Source organism: Georgenia thermotolerans, assembly GCF_009193185.1.
In the GTDB taxonomy this organism is placed as follows: domain Bacteria; phylum Actinomycetota; class Actinomycetes; order Actinomycetales; family Actinomycetaceae; genus Georgenia; species Georgenia thermotolerans.
Genome location: NZ_VUKF01000015.1, coordinates 25224 through 50028, shown reverse-complemented (window position 1 = coordinate 50028; position 24805 = coordinate 25224). Strand labels below are relative to the sequence as shown.

Annotated in this window: 21 protein-coding genes; 6 read left to right on the top strand and 15 right to left on the bottom strand. The window is 74.7% G+C overall.

Annotated features, from left to right (window positions below; all coding sequences use genetic code 11):
• The first annotated feature begins 293 nt into the window (after positions 1–293).
• Positions 294–848, top strand: coding sequence for a gluconokinase (locus GD970_RS08950; RefSeq protein ID WP_152202544.1), 555 nt, complete (start codon positions 294–296; stop codon positions 846–848).
• An 84-nt stretch (positions 849–932) separates the two neighbouring features.
• Here the strand turns inward: GD970_RS08950 and GD970_RS08945 are convergent, their stop codons facing one another.
• The 4 genes from GD970_RS08945 to GD970_RS08930 all read right to left on the bottom strand — a co-directional run bounded on the left by GD970_RS08945 (position 933) and on the right by GD970_RS08930 (position 6714).
• Positions 933–1526 (bottom strand): copper resistance CopC family protein, encoded by a 594-nt coding sequence (locus GD970_RS08945; RefSeq protein ID WP_152202543.1) that lies wholly within the window; start codon positions 1524–1526, stop codon positions 933–935.
• 54 nt (positions 1527–1580) lie between these two features.
• Complete coding sequence (locus tag GD970_RS08940) at positions 1581–3119, bottom strand: DUF2079 domain-containing protein (RefSeq protein WP_152202542.1); 1539 nt, start codon at positions 3117–3119, stop codon at positions 1581–1583.
• Between the two features lie 108 nt (positions 3120–3227).
• Entirely contained in the window at positions 3228–3902 is a 675-nt protein-coding gene (locus GD970_RS08935; RefSeq protein WP_152202541.1) for a hypothetical protein, read from the bottom strand.
• An 85-nt stretch (positions 3903–3987) separates the two neighbouring features.
• A complete protein-coding gene (locus tag GD970_RS08930) occupies positions 3988–6714 on the bottom strand; it encodes a lysylphosphatidylglycerol synthase transmembrane domain-containing protein (RefSeq protein ID WP_152202540.1) in 2727 nt (908 codons plus the stop codon).
• Positions 6715–6854: 140 nt separating this feature from the next.
• Here GD970_RS08930 and GD970_RS08925 point away from each other — a divergent pair, with 140 nt between their 5' ends.
• A complete protein-coding gene (locus GD970_RS08925) occupies positions 6855–7460 on the top strand; it encodes an HdeD family acid-resistance protein (protein ID WP_152202539.1) in 606 nt (201 codons plus the stop codon).
• 7 nt (positions 7461–7467) lie between these two features.
• Here the strand turns inward: GD970_RS08925 and GD970_RS08920 are convergent, their stop codons facing one another.
• Positions 7468–8304 (bottom strand): CPBP family intramembrane glutamic endopeptidase, encoded by an 837-nt coding sequence (locus GD970_RS08920; protein WP_405002571.1) that lies wholly within the window; start codon positions 8302–8304, stop codon positions 7468–7470.
• A 73-nt stretch (positions 8305–8377) separates the two neighbouring features.
• Positions 8378–8758, bottom strand: a complete 381-nt coding sequence (locus GD970_RS08915; RefSeq protein ID WP_152202538.1) for an STAS domain-containing protein — start codon at positions 8756–8758, stop codon at positions 8378–8380.
• Positions 8759–8880: 122 nt separating this feature from the next.
• Between GD970_RS08915 and GD970_RS08910 the strand changes: the two genes are divergently transcribed.
• Complete coding sequence (locus GD970_RS08910; protein WP_152202537.1) at positions 8881–9561, top strand: HAD family hydrolase; 681 nt, start codon at positions 8881–8883, stop codon at positions 9559–9561.
• A gap of 18 nt (positions 9562–9579) precedes the next feature.
• Here the strand turns inward: GD970_RS08910 and GD970_RS08905 are convergent, their stop codons facing one another.
• The 4 genes from GD970_RS08905 to GD970_RS21590 form a co-directional block, all read right to left on the bottom strand.
• A complete protein-coding gene (locus tag GD970_RS08905; protein WP_226925243.1) occupies positions 9580–12351 on the bottom strand; it encodes a heavy metal translocating P-type ATPase in 2772 nt (923 codons plus the stop codon).
• 106 nt (positions 12352–12457) lie between these two features.
• Positions 12458–12703 (bottom strand): heavy-metal-associated domain-containing protein, encoded by a 246-nt coding sequence (locus GD970_RS08900; RefSeq protein ID WP_152202536.1) that lies wholly within the window; start codon positions 12701–12703, stop codon positions 12458–12460.
• A gap of 116 nt (positions 12704–12819) precedes the next feature.
• Positions 12820–13101: a metal-sensitive transcriptional regulator gene (locus GD970_RS08895; RefSeq protein WP_152202535.1), complete on the bottom strand. Its 282-nt coding sequence runs from the start codon at positions 13099–13101 to the stop codon at positions 12820–12822.
• A gap of 533 nt (positions 13102–13634) precedes the next feature.
• A complete protein-coding gene (locus GD970_RS21590; RefSeq protein WP_193314909.1) occupies positions 13635–15206 on the bottom strand; it encodes a hypothetical protein in 1572 nt (523 codons plus the stop codon).
• A 146-nt stretch (positions 15207–15352) separates the two neighbouring features.
• On the opposite strand from GD970_RS21590, the gene GD970_RS08885 reads away from it, so the two are divergent.
• On the top strand, positions 15353–16282 hold the full coding sequence (locus GD970_RS08885) for a Ppx/GppA phosphatase family protein (protein WP_152202534.1): 930 nt from the start codon (positions 15353–15355) through the stop codon (positions 16280–16282).
• 7 nt (positions 16283–16289) lie between these two features.
• On the opposite strand, the gene GD970_RS08880 is transcribed toward GD970_RS08885, so the two are convergent.
• From GD970_RS08880 to purB, 3 genes are all read right to left on the bottom strand, one after another.
• Positions 16290–17897: a Na+/H+ antiporter NhaC family protein gene (locus GD970_RS08880; RefSeq protein WP_226925242.1), complete on the bottom strand. Its 1608-nt coding sequence runs from the start codon at positions 17895–17897 to the stop codon at positions 16290–16292.
• Positions 17898–18180: 283 nt separating this feature from the next.
• On the bottom strand, positions 18181–18858 hold the full coding sequence (locus tag GD970_RS08875) for a DedA family protein (RefSeq protein ID WP_452179314.1): 678 nt from the start codon (positions 18856–18858) through the stop codon (positions 18181–18183).
• Between the two features lie 72 nt (positions 18859–18930).
• Complete coding sequence (gene purB, locus GD970_RS08870) at positions 18931–20370, bottom strand: adenylosuccinate lyase (RefSeq protein ID WP_152202533.1); 1440 nt, start codon at positions 20368–20370, stop codon at positions 18931–18933.
• A 257-nt stretch (positions 20371–20627) separates the two neighbouring features.
• On the opposite strand from purB, the gene GD970_RS08865 reads away from it, so the two are divergent.
• Both GD970_RS08865 and ligD read left to right on the top strand, forming a co-directional pair.
• Complete coding sequence (locus tag GD970_RS08865) at positions 20628–21218, top strand: histidine phosphatase family protein (protein WP_152202532.1); 591 nt, start codon at positions 20628–20630, stop codon at positions 21216–21218.
• 148 nt (positions 21219–21366) lie between these two features.
• The gene (ligD, locus tag GD970_RS08860; protein WP_152202531.1) at positions 21367–22329 is read left to right on the top strand and encodes a non-homologous end-joining DNA ligase; all 963 of its coding nucleotides are present in this window, start codon (positions 21367–21369) and stop codon (positions 22327–22329) included.
• A 19-nt stretch (positions 22330–22348) separates the two neighbouring features.
• Here ligD and hemL read toward each other — a convergent pair whose 3' ends face one another.
• Entirely contained in the window at positions 22349–23710 is a 1362-nt protein-coding gene (hemL, locus tag GD970_RS08855; RefSeq protein ID WP_152202530.1) for a glutamate-1-semialdehyde 2,1-aminomutase, read from the bottom strand.
• Positions 23711–23767: 57 nt separating this feature from the next.
• Positions 23768–24763, bottom strand: coding sequence for a porphobilinogen synthase (gene hemB, locus GD970_RS08850; protein WP_226925240.1), 996 nt, complete (start codon positions 24761–24763; stop codon positions 23768–23770).
• Positions 24764–24805: the final 42 nt, after the last annotated feature.

Here is a 24805-nt window from a genome sequence, read left to right as displayed (position 1 = left end):
GTGGGTCGCCGTGCCTCGTGGGGTCAGCGTTCGGGGCCGCGCAGGAGCCACACCGGCGCGTGTGACGCCGCGGTGCGAACGCGCGCCTCAACGATACGACCGGCTTGCGCGACACCGCACCCACCTGATTCGGTGACGGCTGACCGATGAGCGGGCAGCACGGTGACGGGTGTGACCCATGGGGTGTGATCCATTTCGCTGCGTGGACGAGCGGCAACTGCTGGCAAGTCGTGGAGCGTGACCTCGGCGCTTGGATACCGTCCGTTCAGCCCAGTCCTGAGGAGCCTTCCGTCATGACCCAGATCCCCGCCTCCGAGCTCTCCCCGCTGCCCAAGCGCTCGCGGGGGCCGCGCCACGTCGTCGTCATGGGCGTCTCCGGCGGCGGCAAGACGACGCTGGCGATGATGCTCGCCGGCAAGCTCGGCTACGTCTTCGCCGAGGGCGACGAGTTCCACAGCCAGGCCAACCGGGACAAGATGCACTCCGGGACCCCGCTGAACGACGACGACCGCGCCCCCTGGCTGCAGTCCATCCAGGACTGGATGACCGCCGAGGCCCGCGCCGGCCGGTCCACCGTGGTGACCTGCTCGGCGCTGAAGCGGCGCTACCGCGACGTGCTGCGCGGCGCGGAGGGCAGCACGGTCTTCGTGCACATGGCCCCGCCGGTCGACCTCACCGCCGAGCGGCTCGCCTCCCGCAAGGGCCACTACATGCCCGCGAGCCTGCTGGACTCCCAGGTCGCCACCCTCGAGGAGCTCGGGGACGACGAGGCCGGCTTCAAGATCACCTCCGGCGGCACGCCGCCCGAGATCCTCGCCGAGGTGCTGGGCCAGCTCAAGGACTACTGAGCCGCTCCACGACGTCGACGGCCGCGATCTCGGTGACGAGATCGCGGCCGTCGGTGCTTCGGGTGCCTCGGGCGCGGCGGTGGCTCAGCCCTTCCGCGGCCAGTTGCGTACGGCCAGCGCGATGACCCCGCCGGCCACGCCGATCGCGAGGACGACGGCGACCCACACCGGGAAGCCGCCCTGGCTCTGGTTCTCGCCCTGCTGCGGCTGGGTGGTGGGCTGGGGGGTGGTGACGACGGCGCCCTCGCTCGGGCTGGGCGACGCCGCGGCGCCGGGCGCCGCGGTCGGCTCCGCCGCGCCGGTACCCGCCACGGAGAAGCCGTACTTGCCGTCGATCCGGTGCCCGTCGGAGGAGACGACCGACCAGGTGACCTCGTAGCTCCCGTCTCCGAGCGGCGTGGGCAGGGCGAAGGTCGCGGTGGGGCCGGCGACGACGCCGGGGACCTCGGCCACCTTCTGCCCGCCGGCGTCGGTCACGACGACCGCCTGGGTGCTGTCGAGCAGGTCGTTGTTGAAGGTCAGGCTGATCTCGCTGGGCCGCTCGCCGAGCGTCTGGTCGGCGGCGGGCGAGGTGTTCAGGAGCACGTCGTGCGCCTGGGCCGGGGCGGCGACGAGGGCGAGGAGGCCCACCAGCAGGGCGGCGAGCACGGCGGGCACGCGGGGACGACGGAGGGACATACGCCCACCGTAAGCCACCGGACGAGGCGCCCTCGCAGGCCCTCGGCCGCCGGGTCAGCGCACCCGCTGGGCCACCTGGTAGCCCTCCGCGTCGTACACCAGCCGGTAGTCCGTGCCCGGGTGGCGCTCCTCCGCGAACGCGGCGGCGTCGGTGATGTCGCGGTCGGGCCAGGTGCGCCGCCAGGAGTCGAGCTCGACGAAGTCCGGGGCCGGGTTGCCGGGGTTGCCCACCCAGTACACCTGCGCCCGGGGCACGAGGTAGGCCATGAGGTAGATGTCCGTCTCCACGGTGGCGCCCGGGGCGACGGCCGCCAGCGCCCCCATGGCGGCGTCGTGCCGGGCCGGCAGCCGCCAGGTCGCGGGGTCGGCGAGCCGTGTGAGCGGCAGCGACGGCAGCATGACGAGCGTGGTCGCGAGGGAGACCGCGACGGCGAGGGTCGCCGTCGTCGGCCACGCCAGCCGCCCGGGCCGGCGGGCTTCGCCGGCCCGGCCGGGCGAGGGCGGGGGGCCCGCGGCGCGCACCGTCTCGGTGCCGAGCGCCCGGGAGCGCGCCGTCACGGCGTCCACCAGGGCGAGGGCGGCCACCGGCATGAGGATCGCCGAGTAGTGCCACTGCCAGCCCCAGTAGTACTCGACGTTGCCGAGGAACCGCCAGGCCAGCGTGGGCACGGCGAGCCAGGCCAGCGGTGAGCGTAGCCCGACGACGCCCGCGACGCCGACGAGCAGCAGCAGCGTGAGGTACTTCTCCGCCGGGACGAACGCGCCGAGGAGGAGGTCGAGGAGGCCGCCCGACTCGCCAGACCCGAGCCGCCCGGTGTAGTCCCAGCGCCCCTGCGGGTTGAGCGCCGGCAGGATGACGCCGATCGCGAGGACCACCCACGCGAGCCCCCACGTCGCCAGCCCGAGACCGAGCCGGCGCGGCCCGACGGCCCCGGCGGGTGCTCCCGGCGGTGCCGGGTCCGCCCCGCCCCGCCACGCGATGACCAGGCCCAGGACGGCCACGGTCAGCCCCAGGTCCTCCTTGACGAAGACCAGCGGGGCGGCCCACGCCGCGCACGCCCACCAGCGCCGCCGCACGAACGCGGCGAGCGACCAGGCCAGCAGCGGCACCGCGAGGGCGATCTCGTGGAACTGCGCCGCCACGGCGCCCTGCAGGCCCCAGCTCAGGCCGTAGGCCACGCCGAGCACGGTGCCCCGGCGGCGGCCGAGGTGCTCGCGGGCCACCGCGGCGACCGGCGCGACCGACAGCCCGAGCAGCAGCGCCTGGAGGACGAGCAGCGTCAGCCCGGAGGGGAAGAGCCGGTAAGCGGGGCCGAGGACGACGAGCAGGGGGTGGAAGTGGTCGCCGAGGAGGTTGAACCCCTCGCCCTTGATCGTCACGATCGGGGCCCGGCCGTGCGCGTAGGCCTGGGCGAGCTGGGTGAAGATGCCCAGGTCCCACGACGGGGACTCGAGCAGCCGCCACTGCAGCACCGCGAAGGTCGCGTAGAGGGCGGCGACGACGCCGGCCAGCGCCCAGGGCACCCACCGGTCGGCGGGGGTCCGCACGGCGCCCGGCCCCGGCGGGGCCTGGGTCGCCTCCAGCCGAGCCATGGAAGTCCTCTCGCCGATCGCGGCCGCCGGTCCGAGGGTACCTGCGCCCTCCACGCCCGCGCCGAGGGGTGCCGGCCCGCGTCGCGGTGGGCGCGGGGACGGCGGCGGTCAGCGGTGGGGCAGTCCCACCAGGGCGAGCAGGACCGGCAGGAGGGTGAGGCTGAGGACGAACGCCCACCCGCCGGTGAGCCGCCGCCGCGGCGCCGGCGCCGCGCGCGACCACGCAGGCACGGGCTCGAGCAGGAGGAAGGCGATCCACAGGGGCGTGGCCCCGGCGAGCCAGAACCAGGCCCACTTCGTCGCCAGGTGCGGTTGCGGGCCGGCGATGAGCAGGCAGAGAGCCGCGAAGCAGGCCAGCCCGGCGAGCCAGCCGAGCGGGCCGCTGTCGGGGAGGATGGGCATGTCCTGGACGGTCAGGGCCACGGGGCGCGGGGACCGGTCCACGGCGGCGAGCACCTGCTCGTCGCCGGTGGGGCCGGACTCGACGCTGGCGTCGGGGACGACGTAGGTGGCGTAGGCGCGGTGCCCACCGGTGGTCGTCCAGGCGACGACGAAGCCGCCGGACGCGTCGGGACCGGCGGGGCGTTGCAGCGTCACGGAGGCGACAGATCCCGCCTCCAGGTCCGCGAGGAGGTGCTCGAGGGGCCGCTCCACGGGCTGGCGCAGCGTGTTGGCCCAGCTCAGGGCGAGGAGGACGGCGAGGACGCAGCGCAGGGCGAGCAGGGCGGGCGAGGACGGCCGGGGCGGCGCGAGCGCCGCGGACGGCGCGCTGGCGACACTCATGCCGGGTGACTCCCTCGTCCGGGCCCTCGTGGGCGTTCCCGGCCCAACGTAGCGGTCCGGCCGGCTCCCGGGGCGCCGGTCGGGGTCAGAGGATGCCGCGGCGCTGCACCAGCCGCAGGGCCGCCCAGCCCAGCGGCACGCACAGCCAGAAGGTCAGCAGGCGGAAGACGATCGAGACCGACACCGCCGTCGCGCCCGGGATGCCGGCCAGCGCCAGCCCACCGGTGAGGGCGGCCTCGACCGGGCCGATGCCGCCGGGGGAGGGGATGACCGACCCCAGGGAGTTCGACGCCAGGTAGGTGATGGCCAGCGACGTCAGCGGCAGCTGGTAACCGAACGCGGCGAGCGAGGCGCCGAACGCGGCGACGTACCCGGCGGTGAGGATGAGGTTGCCCGCGATCCCGACGAGGAGGCGGCGGGGGTTCGACGCGACCCACACCAGCCGCGGCCACGCCTGGCGCAGGGTCGGCGCGACCTTCTCCCACACCCACTCGCGCAGGCGCGGGATGAGGAACAGCACGCCCACGACCACCAGGACGCCGGCGACGACGACGACCACCGAGCTCGACGGCATCCCCAGCGTGCCGGCCGAGCCGGTGGCCAGGGCGACGGCGACGAGCAGCAGCACGGTGGTGACGAACCGGGACAGCTGCACCAGCCCCACCGTGGCCGCGGCCATCGCGGTGGCCACCTTCTGCTTGGTGAGGAAGCGCAGGTCGACCGCCGCGGGCCCGATCCCGGCCGGCGCCACCAGGGCGATGACCGAGGCGGCGATCTGCACCAGGGTGGTGCGCCACAGCCCGAGCTTCTCCGGGGTGAAGGCCACCAGGGACATCGCCGAGCCGACGTACGTGGTCATCCCGAGCAGGAACGCGGCGATCATCCACCCGACCGAGGCCCCGCGGACCGACTCGGCGACCTGCTGGAAGTTCAGGGACCCGAACAGCACCCACAGCGCCACGACGCCGACGGTGACCGTGATGACGGTGCGCGGCGAGAACCGGGCGAGCTGGACCGGCGGGACGTCCGCCGTCGGGATGAGGTCGACGAGCTCGGCGCGCAGGCTGGCGAGCAGGTCCTTGTGGTCCTTCGCCGCGGCGCGGGTGCGGCCGGGCAGCGCCACCGGCTGCAGCAGGGGCGCCATGGACGCCATCTGGTCGCGGGTGAGCACCCGGGCGGCGGAGGCGAGGGCCCGCTCGGTGCCGACGAGCATGCCGAGCATGGCGAGGAGCTGGGCGAAGTCGATGCGCCGGGCGAGCTCGGTGGAGATGATCTCGCCGTTCTCCCAGCTCACGAGCCAGACGTGCCGGTCGCGGTCGACCACCACCGAGCCGGCGTGGAGGTCGCGGTGGGCGATGCCGCGCGCGTGCGCCGCCCGCACCTGCGCCCAGACCTCGTCGAGCAGGTCCTCGTCGATCTCCTCGGGGGCGAGCTCGTCCAGCGGGCGGCTGCCGGGCAGGTGCTCGGTGACCATGAGCACCGAGTCCCGCGCCTCGGTGATCCCGATCAGGGCCGGGGTGCGCACCCCGGCGGCGCGGGTGGCCAGGGCCATGAGCGCCGCGCTGTCGGCGGCCTCGCGCAGGGTCCGGGCCGGATGACGGGAGAAGCCCCGCAGCCGGATGCTCTCCCACAGCCCCGAGAGGTAGCCGACGACGTGCCGGTCGCCGTCGAGGACGGTGACGTCGTGCCGGCGGCCGTCCGCGTCCCAGACCGCGTACAGCCGCGGCGTGCCCTCGCTCTCCGGCGTGATCGCCGCGGAGGAGGCGACCTCGGCGAGGATCTGCTGCGGGTCGGTCAGCACGTCGGGGACGATCGTGTCGCCGGTCCCGCCCTCCTGGTCGACCGCGGCGAGCAGCTCGGCGGGGGAGAGGTCGGCGTCCCGCCCCGGCCGGGAGGAGTGGTACTCCTCGTGCCCGGCGGCCGCGGCGGCGTCGCCCACCCCGGGCGCCGCGCCCTCCGGCAGCTTCTCGGTGTAGCCGATCGGCGCCGACGTCGTCACCGTCCAGGCCTGGACGGGGGTGCTGGGGAGCAGCGGGTCGACCCGCACGACCCGCACCGGGTCCACGCCGGCGCGGCGCAGCCCCCGCACGAGCGTGACGCCGGTGGCCCGCTCGTGCAGCACGCCGGAGGCGTACCGCATGCCCAGCCCGGCGCACCGGCCGAGGAGCACGGTGACGAGTGCGCCGGGCAGGGTCTGCTCTCCCTGGACGACGCCGAGGCCGAGGACCACCCACAGCAGGATCCAGGACCAGCCGAGGGTGCGGTTGTGGGAGCGGTCGCCCACGGCCGTGAGCAGCCCGGCGATGGCCGCGACGAACGGGTTGAGCGCGATGTGGGTGTGCCCCTGGGAGTTGCTGATCGTCAGGCCGGTGACGAGGGCGGAGGGGCCGACGGCGTCGATCAGCCACACCGCGCCGACGGCGAGCAGGCCGGCGACGACGGCGGTGATCGCCGCCTCGAGGGCCGAGCGCCAGCTGCGCCGGATGAGGCGGTCGACCAGGACGGCCAGCGGCACGAAGAGCGTGACGATGCCCTGCAGGACCGTGACCGGCACGAGCAGCACCTGGCGCAGCACGTCGGCGACGGCCGACTGCACGTCCTTGGTCACGCCCTGGGTGGTGGCGTTGGCGTAGACGGCGAGGATGAGCACGACGACGATGCCGACCGCCGAGAGGATGAGGGCGATGAGGTCGGCCGGACGGCGCACGCGGGCCTGCGGTGCGTCGACGAGCAGCACTTGCCGGCGCGGCGAGTCCTCGCGCGGGGCGCTCGCGGGCACGGCGGCGCCGCCCTCGCCCAGCTGCTGCCTCATGCGGGGAGTCTACGGGGCATACCTGCGGGAATACGGCGCACGGCCGGCGGCCGCGCCGTCTGCTGGTGCCCAGGTCCGCTCGGTATCGTGGACGTCGGGGAATCGGCGCCGTGCGCCTCGTCGACAGGAGGGAGCGGGCGATGAGCTGGATGCGCGGACCGGACCGTCGCCGGCTGCTGGACGAGCTCCAGCGCTTCACGACCAGGACGTGGCGCCTGACCCTCCTGCGCGGCGTCGTCGTGCTGGCGCTCGGCCTCGTCATCCTCCTGGCGCCGCTGACGAGCGTGGTCGCGGTGGTGGCCCTCCTCGGCGCGCTGGCGGTGGTCGACGGCGTCGTCGCCCTCGTCGTGGGCCTGCGGGCCCGGGGCGCGGTGGGCTCGGGCTGGCGGCTCGCCCAGGGCGTGGTGAGCATCCTGCTCGGGCTGCTGCTCATGTGGCAGCCGGAGGTGCTGCTGGTCTCCCTCGCGGCCCTCGCCGGCGTGGCGCTGGTCGTCGTCGGGGTGGGCATGGCGGTCATCGCCGGCCAGACCCGCCGCATGGGCCCGGCCACCTGGCGCTGGCAGGTCTGGGCCGGCGTCGTGCTCGCGCTGGCGGGCGCCTTCCTGCTGGCCTTCCCCGCCACGAGCGTCGCGACCGTGGCCGTCCTCGTCGGGCTGGCGGCGTGCGCCGCCGGGATCGTCGGCCTCGTCCACGGCGTCCGGCTGCGCCGCACCGCCAAGGACCTCAAGGACCTGCAGAACCACTGAGGGCCGCTTACTTCACGCCGAGGGACGCCAGCACTCCGGCGGGCAGCAGCGCGTAGCCGACGAAGGCGACCACGTCGATGAGCGCATGGGCGACGACGAGCGGCATGGTGCGCCGTCGGCGGCGGTAGTACTGCGCGAAGATCACGCCCATGACGGCGTTGCCCACGAACGGGCCGATGCCCTGGTAGAGGTGGTAGGCGCCGCGCACCAGCGCGCTGGTGGCCACGACGGCGGCGGGCCGCCAGCCGAGCTGCTCGAGCCGCTCGACGAGGTAGCCGGCCACGATGACCTCCTCGAGCAGCGCGTTCTGCAGCGCGGCGAGGATGAGCACCGGGACGGTCCACCAGTGGGTGTTGAGCGCCGAGGCGTGCACCTCGACGGTGATGCCCAGGGCCCGGCCGAGCAGGTACAGCCCCAGGCCGGGGATGCCGATGAGGGCGGCGAGGCCCACCCCGTCCGCGAGGGTGCGCCAGGGCCGGTGGAGGTCGAGCCCGATGCGCGCCGTCGCCCGCCGTCCCGGCTCGGAGAGCAGGAACAGCGCCAGCGCCACCGGGACGAGGGCGAAGCCGATGGACAGCAGCTGGTAGGTCAGGTCGAGGTAGGGCCGGGGCGAGCGGGAGGGGTTGAGCGCGGCGGCCTGCTCGCCCAGCGGCGTGCCGGCGGTGAGGCGGGCGACGATGTTGACGACGGCGTAGACCGCCGACTGGCCCAGGGACAGCCCGAGGACCAGCCACACCTCGGTGCGCAGCCGGCGGCGCTGCCATCCCTCGGGCACGGCGGGGGTGCCGACGGGCACCGCGGTGCGGACGCCTCCGTCCGGGGAGTCCGTGTCGTTCGCGCTCACCTACGACAGTGTGCCCCCGGCCGGCGGCGGGGGCGGCCAACGGCAGGCTGGTGGCGGGCGTGGCCGCGGGCGGTCAGGCCGGGGCGATGTCCGGCGCGCGGCGGGGGGACAGCGGCACGCCCTCGAAGCCGGGGTCGTGGTCGAGGACGTCCATCGCCTCGTCGAGCTTGGTCACCTCGAGCAGGAACAGCAGGAGCTCGGGCGGCTCGATGAGCCGGGCCCGTTCCGGCAGCCGCGCCGCGAGCCGGGTGAGGGTGGCGACGCTGGAGGAGTCCATGAACGTCAGGCCGCGGGCGTCGATGTCCACCGGCAGGCCGCGGCGCACGGCGAGGTCCACCGCCTCGGTGAGGTCCCCGGTCAGGCTGTCGTCCAGCTCGCCGGCGAGCAGGATGCGCGTCCGTTCCCCGGAGGCGAGCACGGACACCCAGCCCACCTCGTTCGTCCGCCGTTCCATCGTGCTCCTCTCGCCCACACCCCTGGTGGGCCCGATTCTGGGAAGTTTACGGACTAAAGCAGGGTCCCGCGCGGGGAGAGCTGGGCGCGCACCGGGCGTGCGCCGTCGTGCACGATGGGGGCATGCCTCAGCCTTCCTCGCCGCTCGACGCGGTCGTGTTCGACATGGACGGGGTCCTCACCGACACCGAGACGATCTGGGACGACGTGCGGCGCTCCCTCGCCGCCGAGGACGGCGTGCCCTGGCCGGACGGCGCCTCCGAGGCGATGCTCGGGATGAGCACGCCGGAGTGGTCGCAGTTCATGGCGGCCACGGTGGGGGTCCGCGGCGACGCGCCCGAGGTGGCCGAGCGGGTCATCGGGGCGATGGCGGAGCGGTACCACGAGCACCTGCCCACCCTCCCGGGCGCCGTCGAGGCCGTGACCCGGCTGGCCAAGCGCTGGCCGCTGGGCCTGGCCTCGTCCTCCCCGCGCCGGCTCATCGACGCCTCGCTGGACGCCCTGGGCATCACCTCGTGCTTCACCGCGACGGTCTCGACCGAGGAGGTGGCCCGCGGCAAGCCGGCCCCCGACGGCTACGCGCGCGTGTGCGAGCTGCTCCGCGCCGACCCCGCCCGCACCGTGGCGATCGAGGACTCGAGCAACGGCCTGCGGTCGGCCTCGGCTGCCGGGATGATCGTCGTCGCCGTGCCGCACGAGGCGTTCCCGCCGGCCCCGGACGCCCTCGCGGTCACCACCGCGCAGGTGCGCACCCTCGACGAGGTCACCCCCGACCTGCTCGAGGCGCTCGCGCCGCCGCGCTGAGCCCGCGCGACCTCGGGCTCAGCCCGCGCGGCGCAGCCGCAGGGAGTTCGTCACGACGATGACCGAGCTGGCCGCCATCGCGGCGCCGGCGATCATCGGGTTGAGCAGCCCGAGCGCCGCGAGCGGGATGGCCGCGACGTTGTAGGCGAAGGCCCAGAACAGGTTCTCCTTGATGATCCGCAGCGTCCGGCGGGAGATGCGGATCGCCGTCGGCGCGGCCCGCAGGTCGCCGCGCACCAGGGTGATGTCGGAGGCCTCGATCGCCACGTCCGTGCCGGTGCCCATGGCCAGGCCCAGGCCCTGGCGGCCGGCCTGGGCGAGGGCGGCGGCGTCGTTGACGCCGTCGCCGACCATGGCCACGACCTTGCCCTGCGCCTGCAGGTCCTGGACGACGGCGAGCTTCTGCTCGGGCAGCACCTCGGCCATGACGTGCGCCGGGTCGATGCCGACCTGGGCGGCCACCCGCTCCGCCGCGGCGCGGTTGTCGCCGGTGAGCAGGTGCGGGGTCAGGCCCAGGTCGCGCAGCTGGGCGATGGCCTCGGCCGAGGTCGCCTTGACCTCGTCGCGCAGCGTCAGCACGCCGCGGGCCGCGCCGTCCCAGGCGACGACGACGGCGGTCGCCCCGTCGCGCTCGGCGTGGCGGTGGGCGCGGGTCACCTCGTCCTCCGGCCCGGCGCCGGTCACGCCGTGCTCGGCCAGCCAGGTCGGGCGGCCGACGAGTACGGCACGCGGGGTGCCGCCGTCGTCCACCGTGCCCGAGACGCCCCGGCCGGCGTGGTTGGAGAAGCCGGTGACCGGCGGCAGCGTGGCGCCCGTCCGGCGCGCGGCGCTCTGGGCGGCGGTGACGATCGCCCGGGCGATGGGGTGCTCGCTGCCGGACTCCACCGCGGCGGCGAGCCGGAGCACCTGGGCGCGCAGGTCGTCCACGCCGGTGTCCGCGGCCGCCCCGACGACGTGCCGGCGCACCGGCGCGGAGGGGGCGAGCACGTCGGCGAGCTCCATCCGGCCCGCGGTGACGGTGCCGGTCTTGTCCAGGACGATGGTGTCGACCTGGCGGGTCGACTCGAGGATCTCCGGGCCCTTGATGAGGATGCCCAGCTGGGCCGCCCGGCCGGTGCCGACGAGCAGCGCCGTCGGCGTGGCCAGCCCCAGCGCGCAGGGGCAGGCGATGATGAGCACGGCGACGGCGGCGGTGAACGCCGACTGCACCGGGTTGCCCAGCAGCAGCCACGTCACCAGCGTGGCGAGCGCGAGGACGATGACGATCGGCACGAACACCGCGGAGATGCGGTCCGCGAGCCGCTGGACGGGCGCCTTGCCGGTCTGCGCCTGGGTCACCAGGCGGCCGATCTGCGCCAGCGTGGTCTCCTCGCCGACCCGGCTCGCGCGCACCAGCAGGTTGCCCGCGGTGTTGACGGTCGCGCCCGTGACGTCGTCGCCGGGCTCGACGTCGACCGGCACGGGCTCGCCGGTGAGCAGCGAGGTGTCGACGGCCGAGACGCCCTCGACGACGACGCCGTCGGTGGCCACCTTCTCGCCCGGGCGGACGACGAACAGGTCACCGACGACGAGCGCGTCGATCGGCACGCGCGTCTCGGTGCGGTGGCCGGCGGCGTCCACGGTCACCCGCGCGACGTCCTTGGCCCCGAGGGACAGCAGGGCGCGCAGCGCGTCGCCCGCGCGGCGGCGCGAGCGGGACTCGGCGTAGCGCCCGGCCAGCAGGAACGTCGTGACCACCGCGGCGGTCTCGAAGTACAGCTCCGGCGCGGCGTGCACGGCGCCCTGGGCGGGGAAGAGCGAGAACTGCATCCGCATGCCGATCTCGCCGGCGCCGCCGAGCGTGATCGCCCACAGCGACCACAGCGTCGCGGCGCTCACGCCGAGGGCGACGAGGGTGTCCATCGTCGAGGCGCCGTGCCGGGCCGCCCGGAAGGCGGAGGCGTGGAACGGCCAGGCGCCCCAGGTGGCGACGGGCAGGGCCAGCACCAGCACGAGCCACTGCCAGCCGGGGAACTGCAGCGCCGGGACCATCGACAGGGCCGTGACCGGCACCGTGAGGACGGCGGAGACGATCAGGCGGCGGCGCAGGTCAGCGGCGCGGCGGTCGGCGGGGGCGGAGGTGTCGGTGCCGTGCGCGGTGGGTTCGCCGGTGGTGGCCGGGGACGGCGTGGTCTCGCCGGCGCCCGCGGCCGGGGCGGCCTGGCCGGCGCTCGGGGCCGGTTCCGCCGGGCCGGTGCCCGTGGTCAGGGCGGCCTCACCGGCGCCGGTGCGCCCGACCGCGACCGATCCCGGCCGGCGGGAGCCCGCGACGCGGGCGGTGTAACCGGCGGCCTCGACCGCGGCGAGCAGGTCGGCGTCGGGGACGTCCTGGGCGAGCTCGACGTGGGCGGACTCGGTGGCGAGGTTGACGGTGGCGCGCACGCCCGGGACCTTGTTGAGCTTCTTCTCGACGCGGTTCACGCAGGACGCGCAGGTCATGCCCTCCACCGCGAGGTCCACCTCGCGCGCCACGGCCGCGGCCGGGTCGGGCGCCGACGAGCGCCGGCGGGTGACGTGGGCGGTGTAGCCGGCGGCCTCGACCGCGGCGAGGAGGTCGGCGTCGGGGACGTCCTGGGCGAGCTCGACGTGGGCGGACTCGGTGGCGAGGTTGACGGTGGCGCGCACGCCCGGGACCTTGTTCAGCTTCTTCTCGACGCGGTTCACGCAGGACGCGCAGGTCATGCCCTCGACGGCGAGGTCGGCATCGCCGAGGGCGACGAACGGGGCGGTGGGGTCGGTCGAGGTGGACACGGATTCCTCTTCCCAGGGTGCGAGCGGCGGGGGTGCCGCGGGCGGGGGCGGCGGCGCCACCGGGCAGTCGTGGTGGGGCGGCTCGGTAGGGCCGGCCGCCCGCCGGTCAGTCGCGGTGGATGGCGGCGACGGCGTAGCCAGCCTCGTCCACGGCGGCGCGGATGGCGTCGTCGTCGAGGACGACGTCGGAGACCACGGTGACCGGGGAGAGGCCGCCGGCGTTGAGCTGGACGGAGACGTTCTTGACGTTCTCGAGCGCGGACAGCTCGGTGGTGACGTGCTGGACGCAGTGCCCGCAGGTCATCCCCTCGACGTCGACGACGGTGGTGCGGTCGATCTCGGTGGTGCTCATCTCGTTCTCCTCCGGGTGGATGGGGACGGCGCCGTGGCGCCGGTTGTCGGTGGGGCGGGAGCCGGGGTGGGAGCCCATGGGGCGGGATGGGGCACGGTCACACAGGCCACGATGGATCAGGACCGGACGAGGCGCGCGATGGCCTGGGCCGCCTCGGCGACCTTCTCCTGCCCCTCCTCGTCCGAGGCGCGCGCGGCGTCGACGACGCAGTGACCGAGGTGGTCCTCGACCAGCCCGATGCCCACGGCCTGCAGGGCCCGGGTGACGGCCGAGATCTGCGTGAGCACGTCGATGCAGTACGTGTCCTCGTCGACCATGCGTGCGATCCCCCGCACCTGGCCCTCGATGCGGCGCAGGCGCTTGAGGTACTGCTCCTTCGTCCCGCTGTATCCGGGCACGTCGGCTCCTTCACTCCTGCACGGTCCCCGGTGGACCCTGGTAGCACCACGGTACGCCCGGGGGGTATCACAGAAAAGGGTACCTCCGAGGGGTATGCGTCACCGGGGACGAACGTCCTCCTTGGCTGCCCAGTGCCGGGCGAAACGTCCCTGCAGCCACTGGGGAACCGTCCTGCAGTCCGTGGCGACGCTCTGCAGTCCTGGGGAACGGCGGGCATGTGCAGCGCGGTAGCCGCCTCGGGCTCCACGCGATCCTCGGTGGTTTCCGCACCGGGCGGCGTGAGGGCAGGGGCACGGGCAGGGAGAATCGGCTCGAGCCAGGGAGTTCGCGCGTGAATCAGTAGGAAAGCGGTGAGTCAGTAGGGAATCACCTACTGACTCACCGCTTTCGTACTGACTCGAGGACCAACACCGCCGGCTCGGGGTCGGACGCCGCTGGCGCGGGGTCGGACGCCGCTGGCCCTGCGCCCAACGCCGCCGGGTCGGGGCCCGGCACCGCTGCCTCGCGCGGGGACAGGGGCTGATGCGTCTCCTTACGCCCCGGAGTCGCCGGCCGGGCTCCCCGCCGCCTCCGCCAGACGGGCCTGCAGCCAGTCCGGGGTGTGCTCGGCGTCCCGGGGGTAGCGCCGGAGGTCCTCGGCGAACTCGGCGGCGTCGATGGGCGTGCTCCACTTCGGCTCGTTGGTGGAGTCCACGTTGAGCGTCAGCGTGCCGTCGGCCGCGAGGGTGGCCAGGGCGGTGAACCAGGTGCCCTCGCCGGGCTTGTAGCTCACGTGCCGGAGCCGGGAGAGCGCCTCGCCGACGTCGTCGGCCAAGCGGGGGAGCACGACCTCCTTGCCGTCCTGGCCGGTGACGGCGCCGAGGATCTCCCCGCGCGAGCCCACCATCCGGCACAGCACCCGTACCCGGGTCCACCCCGCCGGCAGCCCGGTGGCCAGCCCGCGAGCCACCCGCTCGAGCAGGTCCCCGTGGGCGGCCAGCGGGCCGCTCGCGGTCGGCTGTGCCTGGGGTGCGGCCGTCGCACCCGCAGCCGCCGTCGCACCCGCAGCCGCCGTCGCGCCCGCTGCCGCGCCGCCCGTCGTGACGCCTGCCGGTGCCGCGCCCGCGGAGGGGCCTGCCGTTGCCGCGGCGGCCGCGGCGGCCTCGCGGGCGGCGCGCGCCTGGGCGAGCTGGCTCTCCTTGGCCCAGGCGTTGGGCACCCGCTGGGTGTAGCGGACGTCGGTGAGGGCGCTGAGCGCCGCGGTGGTCTCGTAGACCCCGGCGTCGATCTTGTCCATGAGGAGCCGCTCGGCGGCGTCGGCGTCGTAGGCGAGCGAGCTGACCCGGCACATCACCTCGCCGTCCGGGCCCGGGCCCTGGTCGACGATGCGCACCGGCAGCCCGTGCCAGCGGGCCGTGGCGTGGATCTCGAAGAGCTCGACGTCCCCGGCGGGGACCTGCTTGGCCCACGTGCCCGCCTTCGTGCGGGTGAAGCCCTGCTCCTCCGAGGCGGCGGCCATCGTCACGAGCGTGACCACGGTGGGGGCGCCGTCGTCGTCGGTGCGCACGTCGACGGCGAAGGTGCCCAGGTCGAGCTTGGCCAGGGGGCCGACGAACTTCGACGGCGCCAGCGCGTGCAGCTCGTCGTCGGCCAGGTGGTTCTGCCACCCGAAGGCGACGCCGTGGTAGGTGCCGACGAGCTCGGGCTCCTCCTCGCCGGGCGTGAAGCGCCACAGCCGGGCGCCGGGTGTCAGGCGGGTGTGCTCCAGCCAGGACAGCGGCGCGACGACGTCGCCGGTGGCGGCCAGGCCGGTACCGGTGAACGGCGGGCGGTCGAGGAACGGCCCGCCGGTGGCGCTGCGGCCCGCCTCGTCCGCGCCGCCGGTGGCCCGGACGAGGTTCGCGGTGGGGGAGGCGGGCAGATGGAGGATGTCGATGGGGCGGTCCGGTGCGAACGGGGAGCCGGGGAAGCCCAGGCCGTGCAGCTCGAACAGCGCCTCGGTGGTCGTCACGCCGGCGACGTCCGCGGCCGGGACGACGAACCCCGCCACCCGGTCCAGCCCGCGCTCGAGGTAGGCGGCGGACATCTGTGGCGTGATCGCCTTCTGCAGCGTGACGGTGCTCATGGGTGGGGCCTGTCGGTCGGGGACGCGGGTCTGCCTCGACTCTAAGTGGTCCGTGCCACAGCCCGCGCCCCGCCCCTCCGGCGGGCGCGGTCGCGGGCGCCGTCGACCCGGCTGGCCCGGCGCCGCGGCGCCGCTACCGTGTGCCCATGCGTCTGGGCGTGCTCGACATCGGCTCCAACACCGTCCACCTCCTCGTCGTCGACGCCGTGCGGGACGGGCGCCCGGACCCCGCCGCGGACGACCGCAGCACCGTGCGCCTCATGCGCTACCTCGACGACGAGGGCCGCATCGACGACGACGGCGTGGCGGCGCTGTCCGAGGCCGTGCGCAAGGCCGCGAAGGCCGCCAAGCGGCTCGGGGCGGAGGAGCTCGTCGGCATCGCCACCTCGGCGATCCGCGAGGCGGTCAACGGGCCCGAGGTCCTCGCCCGGCTCGAGGAGATCGCCGGCGTGCCGCTGCAGGTGCTCAGCGGGCGCCAGGAGGCCGAGCTGACGTTCCTGGCGGCGCGCCGCTGGCACGGCTGGGCCGCCGGGCGGCTGCTGGTGCTCGACATCGGCGGCGGGTCGCTGGAGATCGCCATGGGCCTGGACGAGCGACCGGACTACGCCGTCTCCGTGCCGCTGGGCGCGGGCCGGCTCACGCACGACTTCCTCCGCTCCGACCCGGCCACGGACAAGCAGCTCGATGCCCTGAAGTCCCACATCAAGAAGACGCTGGCGCCGGTGGCCAAGGAGATCCGCAAGCAGCCGGCGCCCGACCACGTCGTCGCGACGTCGAAGACCTTCCGCTCGCTCGCCCGGCTGGCCGGGCAGCGGGTCGAGGTGATCGGCCCCGAGGAGCGCCGCCGCATGCAGCGCGCGGACCTGGCGGACTGGACCCCGAGGCTCGCCAAGATCCCGGCGGAGCAGCGCATGGAGCTGCCCGGGATCACCCCGGAGCGGACGTACCAGATCGTCGCCGGCGCCATGGTGGCGCAGCGGGCGATGAAGGACCTGGGCGTCGAGGAGATCGAGATCTGCCCCTGGGCGCTGCGCGAAGGGGTGCTCCTGCGCCGGCTGGACGTCCTGACGGACTGAACGCGCCTCAGACGGCGGCCGGCTCGAGCGCGTCCTCCGCCGTCACGGTGCCGCGGGCGGCACGCGCGGCGAGCGCGACCGCCGTCACGAGGACCAGCGTCGTGATCAGGCCCAACCACGTGTTCGTGGTGAGCGCGAGCACCACGTACCCGCCGAGCGCCGCCAGCGCCCCGGTCAGGGCATAGGGCAGCTGGGTGACGACGTGGTCCATGAGGTTGGCGCCCGCGCCGGTGGCGGAGAGGATCGTGGTGTCCGAGATGGGCGAGCAGTGGTCACCCAGGACGGCGCCGGCGAGCACGGCCGCCAGCGCGGGGAGCAGCAGCTCCGTGGCGCCCACCTCGGTGACGATCTGGCCGGCGATGGGCAGCAGGATGCCGAAGGAGCCCCAGGACGTGCCGGTGGCGAACGCCATGACGCCGGCCACGACGAACACGAGCGGCACGAGCCAGGTCGGGTCCAGGGAGGCGGCGGCGACCAGCCCGGCGAGGTACGCACCGGTGCCGAGGTCCTCGATGAGCGCCGCCGTCATCCAGGCCATGAGCAGGATGTAGACGGCGGGCAGCATCGACGAGGCGCCGTGCACCCAGCCGTCGCGGAACGTGCCCAGCCCGAAGCGCTCGTTGGAGCGGGTGTCGCGGAAGTAGAAGGCCAGCGCCACCACCACGCCGACGACGCCGCCGAAGAGCAGCGACTCGGTGACCAGGGTGGCGGCGAAGATCTCGACGAGGTTCCACGAGCCGGACGCGGCGTGGCCGGTCCACACGATGGCACCGACCACGCCGAGGACGAGGCCGAGGAAGGGGCCGATCAGCGAACCGACGGAACCGGGCCGGTGCGCCGGGAGCTTGTCGTCGAGCTCGCCGGCGATCGTCGTCCCCGGCGCGTACGGCTCCCCGGTGCGCACGGCGCGGGTCTCCTCGCGGCGCATCGGGCCGACGTCCACCCCCAGGAGCGCGACGAGGAGCACGAGCGCCAGCGCGGCCCAGACGTAGTAGTTCAGCGGGACCATCGCCATGAAGGCCGCGAACGGGCTCACGTCGCTGACGCCGGCCGCCAGCAGGATCGGGGCGATGATGCCCATGATGCTGGCGCCCCAGCTCGAGAAGGGGGCGACGACGCACACGGGCGCCGAGGTGGAGTCGATGAGGTAGCTCAGCTTGGCCCGCGAGACCCGGTTCCGGTCCGTCAGGGGCTTGGCGATCTGGCCCACCGCCAGGGCGTTGAAGTAGTCGTCGATGAAGATCACGACACCGAGGACGAGGGCGACCAGCTGCGATCCGCGACGGGTTCGCACCCGCCGCATCGCCCACCGGCCGAACGCGTAGCTGCCGCCGGACATCATGATGAAGGCGGCGAGCACGCCGAGGAGCAGCAGGAACAGGACGATGTAGACGTTCCAGGTGTTGACCACCCCGTCCACCCAGAACAGGCCCACGAACGTGTCCCACACGAGACGCACGGTCGCCACGGGATCGAGGTCCGACACCACCAGCGCGGCGCTGACGATCCCGACCGCGAGGCTGCGGAGCACCTTCCGGGTGAGCAGCACCATGACCAGGGCGAGCAGCGGCGGGACCAGCGAGAGCGCGGAGGGGCCGAGGGCGGCGTCGGGCACGGGAAACCTCCGGGTGGCGGGGCGTGCCGGCGCCAGGCCGGCTCAGGGACGCTCACCCGAGCGGGAGATCCTCACCGGACACGGATGGCGGGTACAGGGTAGACGGGCCTTCCGCCGGCCGGCGGCGCCGGTGGGCGGAATGGGCGGGATCTCACAGCGCCCGTGGGCGCGGCTCGCACCGGCGAGCGAACCGCGCGTGTGGCCCGGCGGGCGAACCGCGCGTGTGGCCCGGCGACCGAACCGTGCGTGTGGCCGGCGGGCGGAACCGCGCGAAGAGGTCGGGTCAGGCGGCGTCGTCGCGCGTCTCGCGCGAGGGGTGGGCGACCCGCATCGCCCGCACCCGGGAGACGGCGAACCAGGCCAGGGCCAGCACGACGAGGACGATGACGATCTTCGTGAACACGCCGACGTAGTTCTCGACGACGTGCCAGTTCTCCCCGAGCGCGTACCCGGCGACGATGAGCGCGGTGTTCCACACCAGCGACCCGGCCAGCGTCAGGGCGGTGAACAGCAGCAGGGGCATGCGGGTGATGCCGGCCGGGATGGAGATGAGACTGCGGAAGATGGGGATCATCCGGCCCAGGAAGACGGTGCCCTTGCCGTGCCGGTGGAACCAGGCCTCGGTCTTGTCGACGTCCTCGATCTTCACCAGCGGCAGCCAGTTCATGATCGCCCGGGTGCGCTCGCGCCCCAGCAGCGCGCCGATGCCGTAGAGCACCCACGCCCCGACGACGGACCCGGCCGTACACCACACGATCACCTCGACCAGGCCGAGCGAGCCGCGGGAGGCGGTGAACCCGGCCAGCGGCAGGATGACCTCGCTGGGCAGCGGCGGGAAGAGATTCTCCAGCGCGATCAGCAGGGCGGCACCGAAGCCTCCGAGCGACTCCATGACGCTCACCGCCCAGGCGGCGACGCCGTCGAGGGACGCGGTGGCGGCGGAGGGGGCGCTGGCGAGGATCGGGGTCACGACCGGCTACGGTACGGCCGATTCCTGGGAATGTCGTGAAGAGCGGCTGTGACGCCCGCCGCGCTAGTCGTCCAGGTGCCCCACCAGCTGCTCGGCCAGGCCCGTGTACGTGCCGGGCTCGAGGTCGAGCAGCCGGGCCTCGACGTCGTCGGGCAGGCCGAGCCCGCCGATGAACTCGCGCATCGCCGGCCCGTCGACCTTCTTGCCCCGGGTGAGCTCCTTGAGCCGCTCGTAGGGGTCCTCCATGCCCGTGGCGCCGGCGATCGACGCCGCGCGCATGGCCTGCTGGACCGCCTCGCCGAGCACCTCCCAGTTGCCGTCGAGGTCGCGGGCCAGGGCGGCGCCGTCGACGTCGAGGCCGGCCAGGCCGCGCCGGACGTTGTCGACGGCGAGCAGGGAGTGGCCGAAGGCGACGCCGATGTTGCGCTGGGTGGAGGAGTCGGTGAGGTCGCGCTGGAGCCGGGAGGTCACGAGCGTGGCCGCGAGGGTGTCGAGCAGCGCGCAGGAGATCTCGAGGTTGGCCTCGGCGTTCTCGAAGCGGATGGGGTTGACCTTGTGCGGCATGGTCGACGAGCCGGTCGAGCCCTGCGCGGACAGGCGCTGGTGGAAGTAGCCCAGCGAGATGTAGGTCCACACGTCGGTCGCGAGGTTGTGCAGCACCCGGTTGAACCGGGCGACGTCGCTGTAGAGCTCGGCCTGCCAGTCGTGCGACTCGATCTGGGTGGTCAGCGGGTTCCACGTCAGGCCCAGGTGCTCGACGAACCCGCGGGCCACCGCCTCCCAGTCCGCGCCCGGGACGGAGACGGTGTGGGCGCCGAAGGTGCCGGTCGCGCCGTTGATCTTGCCCAGGTACTCCGTCCCGGCGACGCGGCGGAGCTGGCGGCGCAGCCGGTGGGCGAGGACGGCGAGCTCCTTGCCCAGCGTGGTGGGCGTGGCCGGCTGGCCGTGGGTGCGGGCCAGCATCGCCGCGCCGGCGTGCTCCTTGGCGAGGGCGGCGACGTCGTCGGCCATGGCGGAGGCGGCAGGCAGCCAGACGTCCTCGACGGCGCTCTTGACCGTCAGGGCGTAGGAGAGGTTGTTGATGTCCTCGCTGGTGCAGAAGATGTGGACGATCTCGTGCACCTGCGGCAGCACGGTGCCCTCGCCGAGCACGGCCGGGGCGGCGTCGAGGCGGCGCTTGAGGAAGTACTCGACGGCCTTGACGTCGTGGAGGGTCTCGCGCTCGATGGCGGCGAGCTCCTCCAGCTCGTCGCCGGCGCCGAAGACGTCGACGACGTCGCGGAGGTAGCCCTTGTCGGCCTCGCTCAGCCGCGGGGCGCCGGGCAGCACGCCCGTGTCGGTGAGGTGGATGAGCCACTCGACCTCGACGTGCAGGCGGGCGCGGTTCAGCGCCGCCTCCGAGAGGTGGTTGACGAGCGGGGCGACGACCCGGCGGTAGCGCCCGTCCAGCGGGCCCAGGGCGACGGGCGGGGTCACGGTGGAGAGGTCGACGCGCTCAGTCATGGCCGTCATCATTCCAGCCGCGCCGAGCGCGGCGCCGGGGTGTCCATCGTCCCCGCGTGGGGGCCTGCGGGTCGTGAGACGCCACACGTGGTGCGGGTGTGGCGTACTCCCGCCACGGTCGCACCACACCTGCCCCAACGGCACCACTTGTGGTTTTCTGTCCTCTCGATCCCGACGCTCGCCCGACGTCAGGTCGAGATCCGGGTGCATGGGCGCCACGCCTGGCGCATGCTCGTGGCCCTCGGGAGGGAGCCGCGATGGCCGAGCTGATCGTTGTCCGCCACGGCGAGACCGAGTGGAGCCGGTCCGGTCGCCACACCGGCACCACCGACATCCCCCTGACGGCCGAGGGCGAAGATCAGACGCGCCGCCTGCTCGCCGACCTCGGCGACCGCAGCTGGGCCGCCGTCCTCGTCAGTCCCCGCCAGCGCGCCCGCCGCACCGCCGAGCTCGCCGGGATCGCCGAGTACGAGGTGCTCGACGACCTCGCCGAGTGGGACTACGGCGTGCTCGAGGGGCACACCACCGCCGAGTACGAGGCGCGCCGCACGTCCGTCGGGCTGCCCCGGTGGCAGCTCTTCGCCGACGGGGCGCCGGGCGGGGAGGACGCCGCCGCGGTGGGCGTCCGGGTGGACCGCGTGCTCGACCGGGCGCGCCGGGAGATGGAGGGCGGCGACGTGCTCGTCGTCGCCCACAGCCACCTGCTGCGGGTGCTGGCGGCGCGCTGGCTCGAGCTCGATCCACGGCACGGCTCGGGGTTCCTGCTCGGCGCCGCCCGCCGCGGCGTGCTGACCTACGAGCACTCCCTGCCCGTCGTCGCGCACTGGAACGTGCCGGTGTCCGGCTGAGGTGCGGCGCTGGACCACTTGTCCGGCGGTGGCCGGCACGGAGCGGGCAGCACCGGACACCGACCGACGGGAGCGCGCCGCGCCCTCACGATCGGAGTGCAAGCCAACCCCGTAGCGCCCCGGCCCGGCCGATGGTGAGGTAGGCCCCATGGCCAAGACGAGCGCACCCGCGACCGAGCTGGAGGTCGGCGGGCGCGTCGTCCGGATCAGCAACCCCGACCGGGTCTACTTCCCCGGCCCGGGCCACACCAAGCTGGACCTGGCGCGCTACTACGTCGCCGTCGGCGACGGCATCGTCAACGCCCTGCGCGAGCGGCCCTGCATGCTGCACCGCTTCCCCGAGGGCATCACGGGCGAGAAGGTCCACCAGAAGCGGCTGCCGCGCGGCGCCCCCGACTGGGTCACGACCGTCCGGGTGCACTTCCCGCGCTACGACCGAGACGCGGACGAGCTGTGCGTCACCGAGCTCGCCCAGGTGATCTGGGCGGTGCAGATGTCCACGGTGGAGTTCCACCCGTGGAACAGCCGCCGCGCCGACGTGGAGAAGCCCGACGAGTGGCGCATCGACCTCGATCCCGGGGACGCCTGCGACTTCGCCACCGTCCGGCGGGTCGCGGCCGTGGCCCACGAGGTGCTCGACGAGCTCGGGGCCACCGGCTTTCCCAAGACCACGGGCGGGGACGGGCTGCACGTCTACGTGCGCATCCGCCCCGAGCACGGCTTCCAGGACGTGCGCCGGGCCGCGTTGGCGTTCGCCCGCGAGGTCGAGCGGCGCACGCCGCAGGACGCGACGACGACGTGGTGGCGCAAGGACCGCGACCCGGCGAAGGTGTTCGTGGACTTCAACCAGAACACCCGCGACCACACGATCGCGTGCGCGTACTCGGTGCGCGGGACGCCTCAGGCCACTGTCTCGGCCCCGGTGACCTGGGACGAGGTGCCGGACTGCGACCCTCGGGACCTCACCGTCGCCACGATGCCGGCCCGCTACGCGGAGCGCGGTGACCTCCACGCGGGCATCGACGACGCAGTGTTCGACCTCGCCCCGCTGCTGCAGTGGGCCGAGCGGGACGAGGCCGAGGGGGCGCAGGCGCCACCCGAGACCAGCTGATCTCGGGCCGGCCGCGCCCCTACCGCGCCGGACGCGCCGCGGCCGCCGCCCTCGCCGCGCCGGGCAGCGCCTCGAGGATGCGGTTCACCGCGGCGTCGTCGTGCGCCGCCGAGAGGAACCAGGCCTCGAAGACGCTGGGCGGCAGGGCGACGCCGGCGTCGAGCATGGCGTGGAAGAACGGCGGGTGGCGGAAGGTCTCCTGCGCCTGGGCGTCGGCGTAGGTGTGCACGCCGTCGCGGGCGGCCGCCTCGCCGAACATCACCGAGAACAGGTTGCCCGCCCGCTGCACCCGGTGCGGCACGCCCTCGGCGTCCAGGGCCGCGCCCACGGCGTCGCCGACCACCCGGGCCGCCTCGTCCACCCGGGCGTAGACGGCGTCGTCGGCCAGCCGCAGGGTGGCCAGGCCGGCGGCGGTGGCCAGCGGGTTCCCGGAGAGGGTGCCGGCCTGGTAGACGGGCCCGGAGGGGCTGAGCAGGTCCATGAGCGCGGCGCGCCCGCCCAGGCCCGCCAGCGGCATGCCGCCCCCGACCACCTTGCCGAAGGTGAACAGGTCCGGGGTGTACGGCTCGGAGCCGGTGGCGCTCCCGCCGCCGTCGCCGGCGACGCCGTCGAGCCCCCACCACCCGGCGGGGCCGACCCGGAAGCCGGTGAGGACCTCGTCGAGGATGAACAGCGCGCGGTGCTCGGTGGTGAGGCGGCGGATCGCGGCGTTGAACCCCGGCCGCGGGGGCACCACGCCCATGTTGGCCGGGGAGGCCTCGGTGATCACCGCGGCGATGTCGTCCCCGCGCTCGGCGAAGACGGCCTCGAGGGCGGCCACGTCGTTGTAGGGCACGACGATGGTCTCGGCGGCGCTCGCGGCCGTCACGCCGGCCGAGCCGGGCAGGCCGAAGGTGGCGACGCCCGAGCCGGCGTCGGCGAGCAGGGCGTCGACGTGGCCGTGGTAGCAGCCGGCGAACTTGACGATGATGTCGCGGCCCGTGGCGCCGCGCGCCAGGCGCACCGCCGTCATCGTCGCCTCGGTGCCGGTGGAGACGAAGCGGACCTTCTCGGCGGCCGGCACGCGGGCGCGCACCGCCTCGGCCAGCTCGACCTCGGCCACCGTCGGCGCGCCGAACGACAGCCCGCGCGCGGCGGCCTCCTGCACCGCGGCGACCACCTCGGGCGCGGCGTGCCCGAGCAGCGCCGGCCCCCACGACATGACGAGGTCGACGTACTCGCGCCCCTCGACGTCGGTGACGTACGGGCCGCGGGCGGAGGCGATGAACCGCGGGTCCCCGCCCACCGAGCCGAACGCGCGCACCGGCGAGTTCACCCCGCCGGGGGTCACGCGGCGGGCGCGCTCGAAGATCTCGTGCATGGTCGAGGTGGTGGTCGTCATTCCGGCTCCTTGGGGTGGCGGTGGGCGGAGGCTAGCGGGCCAGCGAGGCGGGTCCGGTCAGCGCAGCCAGCCGGCGAGCTCGGTGGCCCAGTAGGTGAGCACGAAGTCGGCGCCGGCGCGCTGGATGCTCAGCACCGACTCCTCGATGGCGCGGCGCCGCTCGATCCAGCCGTTCGCGGCGGCGGCCTCGATCATCGCGTACTCGCCCGAGACCTGGTAGGCGGCCACCGGCACGGGGGAGAGCTCGGCGACCTCGGCGAGGACGTCGAGGTAGCTCAGGGCGGGCTTGACCATGACGACGTCGGCGCCCTCGGCCAGGTCGAGGGTGGCCTCGCGCAGCCCCTCGCGGCCGTTGGCCGGGTCCATCTGGTAGGTCTTGCGGTCCCCGCGCAGCTGGGAGTCCACGGCGTCGCGGAAGGGGCCGTAGAACGCCGAGGCGTACTTGGCCGAGTAGGCCAGCACCGAGGTGTCGGTGTAGCCGTCGCGCTCGAGGACCTCGCGCACCGCGGCGACCTGGCCGTCCATCATGCCGCTCAGGCCGAGCATGTGGGCGCCGGTGGCCGCCTGGGCCAGCGCCATCTCCTGGTAGCGCACCAGGGTGGCGTCGTTGTCGACCCGGCCCTCGCCGTCGAGCACGCCGCAGTGGCCGTGGTCGGTGAACTCGTCGAGGCACAGGTCCGACATGACGACGACGGCGTCCCCGACCTCCTCGACCAGCGCGCGCAGCCCGGCGTTGAGGATCCCGTCCGGCTCGCTGGCGGCGGAGCCGACGGCGTCGCGCTCGGCCGGGACGCCGAAGAGCATGAGCCCGCCGACGCCGGCCTCGGCGGCCTCGGTGGCGGCGCGGCGCAGGGAGTCCATCGTGTGCTGCACGACGCCGGGCATCGAGCCCAGCGGGGCCGGCTCGGCGAGGCCCTCGCGCACGAACATGGGCAGCACGAGGTCGGCCGGGTGGGTGCGGTGCTCGGCCACGAGGCGGCGCATCGCGGCGCTGGTGCGCAGGCGGCGGGGGCGCTCGAGGGGGCGCGGGGTGGAGGCGAGCGTGGTGGTCACTGGTGCTCCTCGAAGGTGTGTGGGTGGGGCGCGAGCAGAGGG

Excerpts from the sequence above, each read along its gene's own strand:
- GD970_RS08950 (WP_152202544.1), top strand. The coding sequence starts at position 294 with ATGACCCAGATCCCCGCCTCCGAGCTCTCCCCGCTGCCCAAGCGCTCG.
- GD970_RS08945 (WP_152202543.1), bottom strand. The coding sequence starts at position 1,526 with ATGTCCCTCCGTCGTCCCCGCGTGCCCGCCGTGCTCGCCGCCCTGCTG.
- GD970_RS08940 (WP_152202542.1), bottom strand. The coding sequence starts at position 3,119 with ATGGCTCGGCTGGAGGCGACCCAGGCCCCGCCGGGGCCGGGCGCCGTG.
- GD970_RS08935 (WP_152202541.1), bottom strand. The coding sequence starts at position 3,902 with ATGAGTGTCGCCAGCGCGCCGTCCGCGGCGCTCGCGCCGCCCCGGCCG.
- GD970_RS08930 (WP_152202540.1), bottom strand. The coding sequence starts at position 6,714 with ATGAGGCAGCAGCTGGGCGAGGGCGGCGCCGCCGTGCCCGCGAGCGCC.
- GD970_RS08925 (WP_152202539.1), top strand. The coding sequence starts at position 6,855 with ATGAGCTGGATGCGCGGACCGGACCGTCGCCGGCTGCTGGACGAGCTC.
- GD970_RS08915 (WP_152202538.1), bottom strand. The coding sequence starts at position 8,758 with ATGGAACGGCGGACGAACGAGGTGGGCTGGGTGTCCGTGCTCGCCTCC.
- GD970_RS08910 (WP_152202537.1), top strand. The coding sequence starts at position 8,881 with ATGCCTCAGCCTTCCTCGCCGCTCGACGCGGTCGTGTTCGACATGGAC.
- GD970_RS08900 (WP_152202536.1), bottom strand. The coding sequence starts at position 12,703 with ATGAGCACCACCGAGATCGACCGCACCACCGTCGTCGACGTCGAGGGG.
- GD970_RS21590 (WP_193314909.1), bottom strand. The coding sequence starts at position 15,206 with ATGAGCACCGTCACGCTGCAGAAGGCGATCACGCCACAGATGTCCGCC.
- GD970_RS08885 (WP_152202534.1), top strand. The coding sequence starts at position 15,353 with ATGCGTCTGGGCGTGCTCGACATCGGCTCCAACACCGTCCACCTCCTC.
- purB (WP_152202533.1), bottom strand. The coding sequence starts at position 20,370 with ATGACTGAGCGCGTCGACCTCTCCACCGTGACCCCGCCCGTCGCCCTG.
- GD970_RS08865 (WP_152202532.1), top strand. The coding sequence starts at position 20,628 with ATGGCCGAGCTGATCGTTGTCCGCCACGGCGAGACCGAGTGGAGCCGG.
- ligD (WP_152202531.1), top strand. The coding sequence starts at position 21,367 with ATGGCCAAGACGAGCGCACCCGCGACCGAGCTGGAGGTCGGCGGGCGC.
- hemL (WP_152202530.1), bottom strand. The coding sequence starts at position 23,710 with ATGACGACCACCACCTCGACCATGCACGAGATCTTCGAGCGCGCCCGC.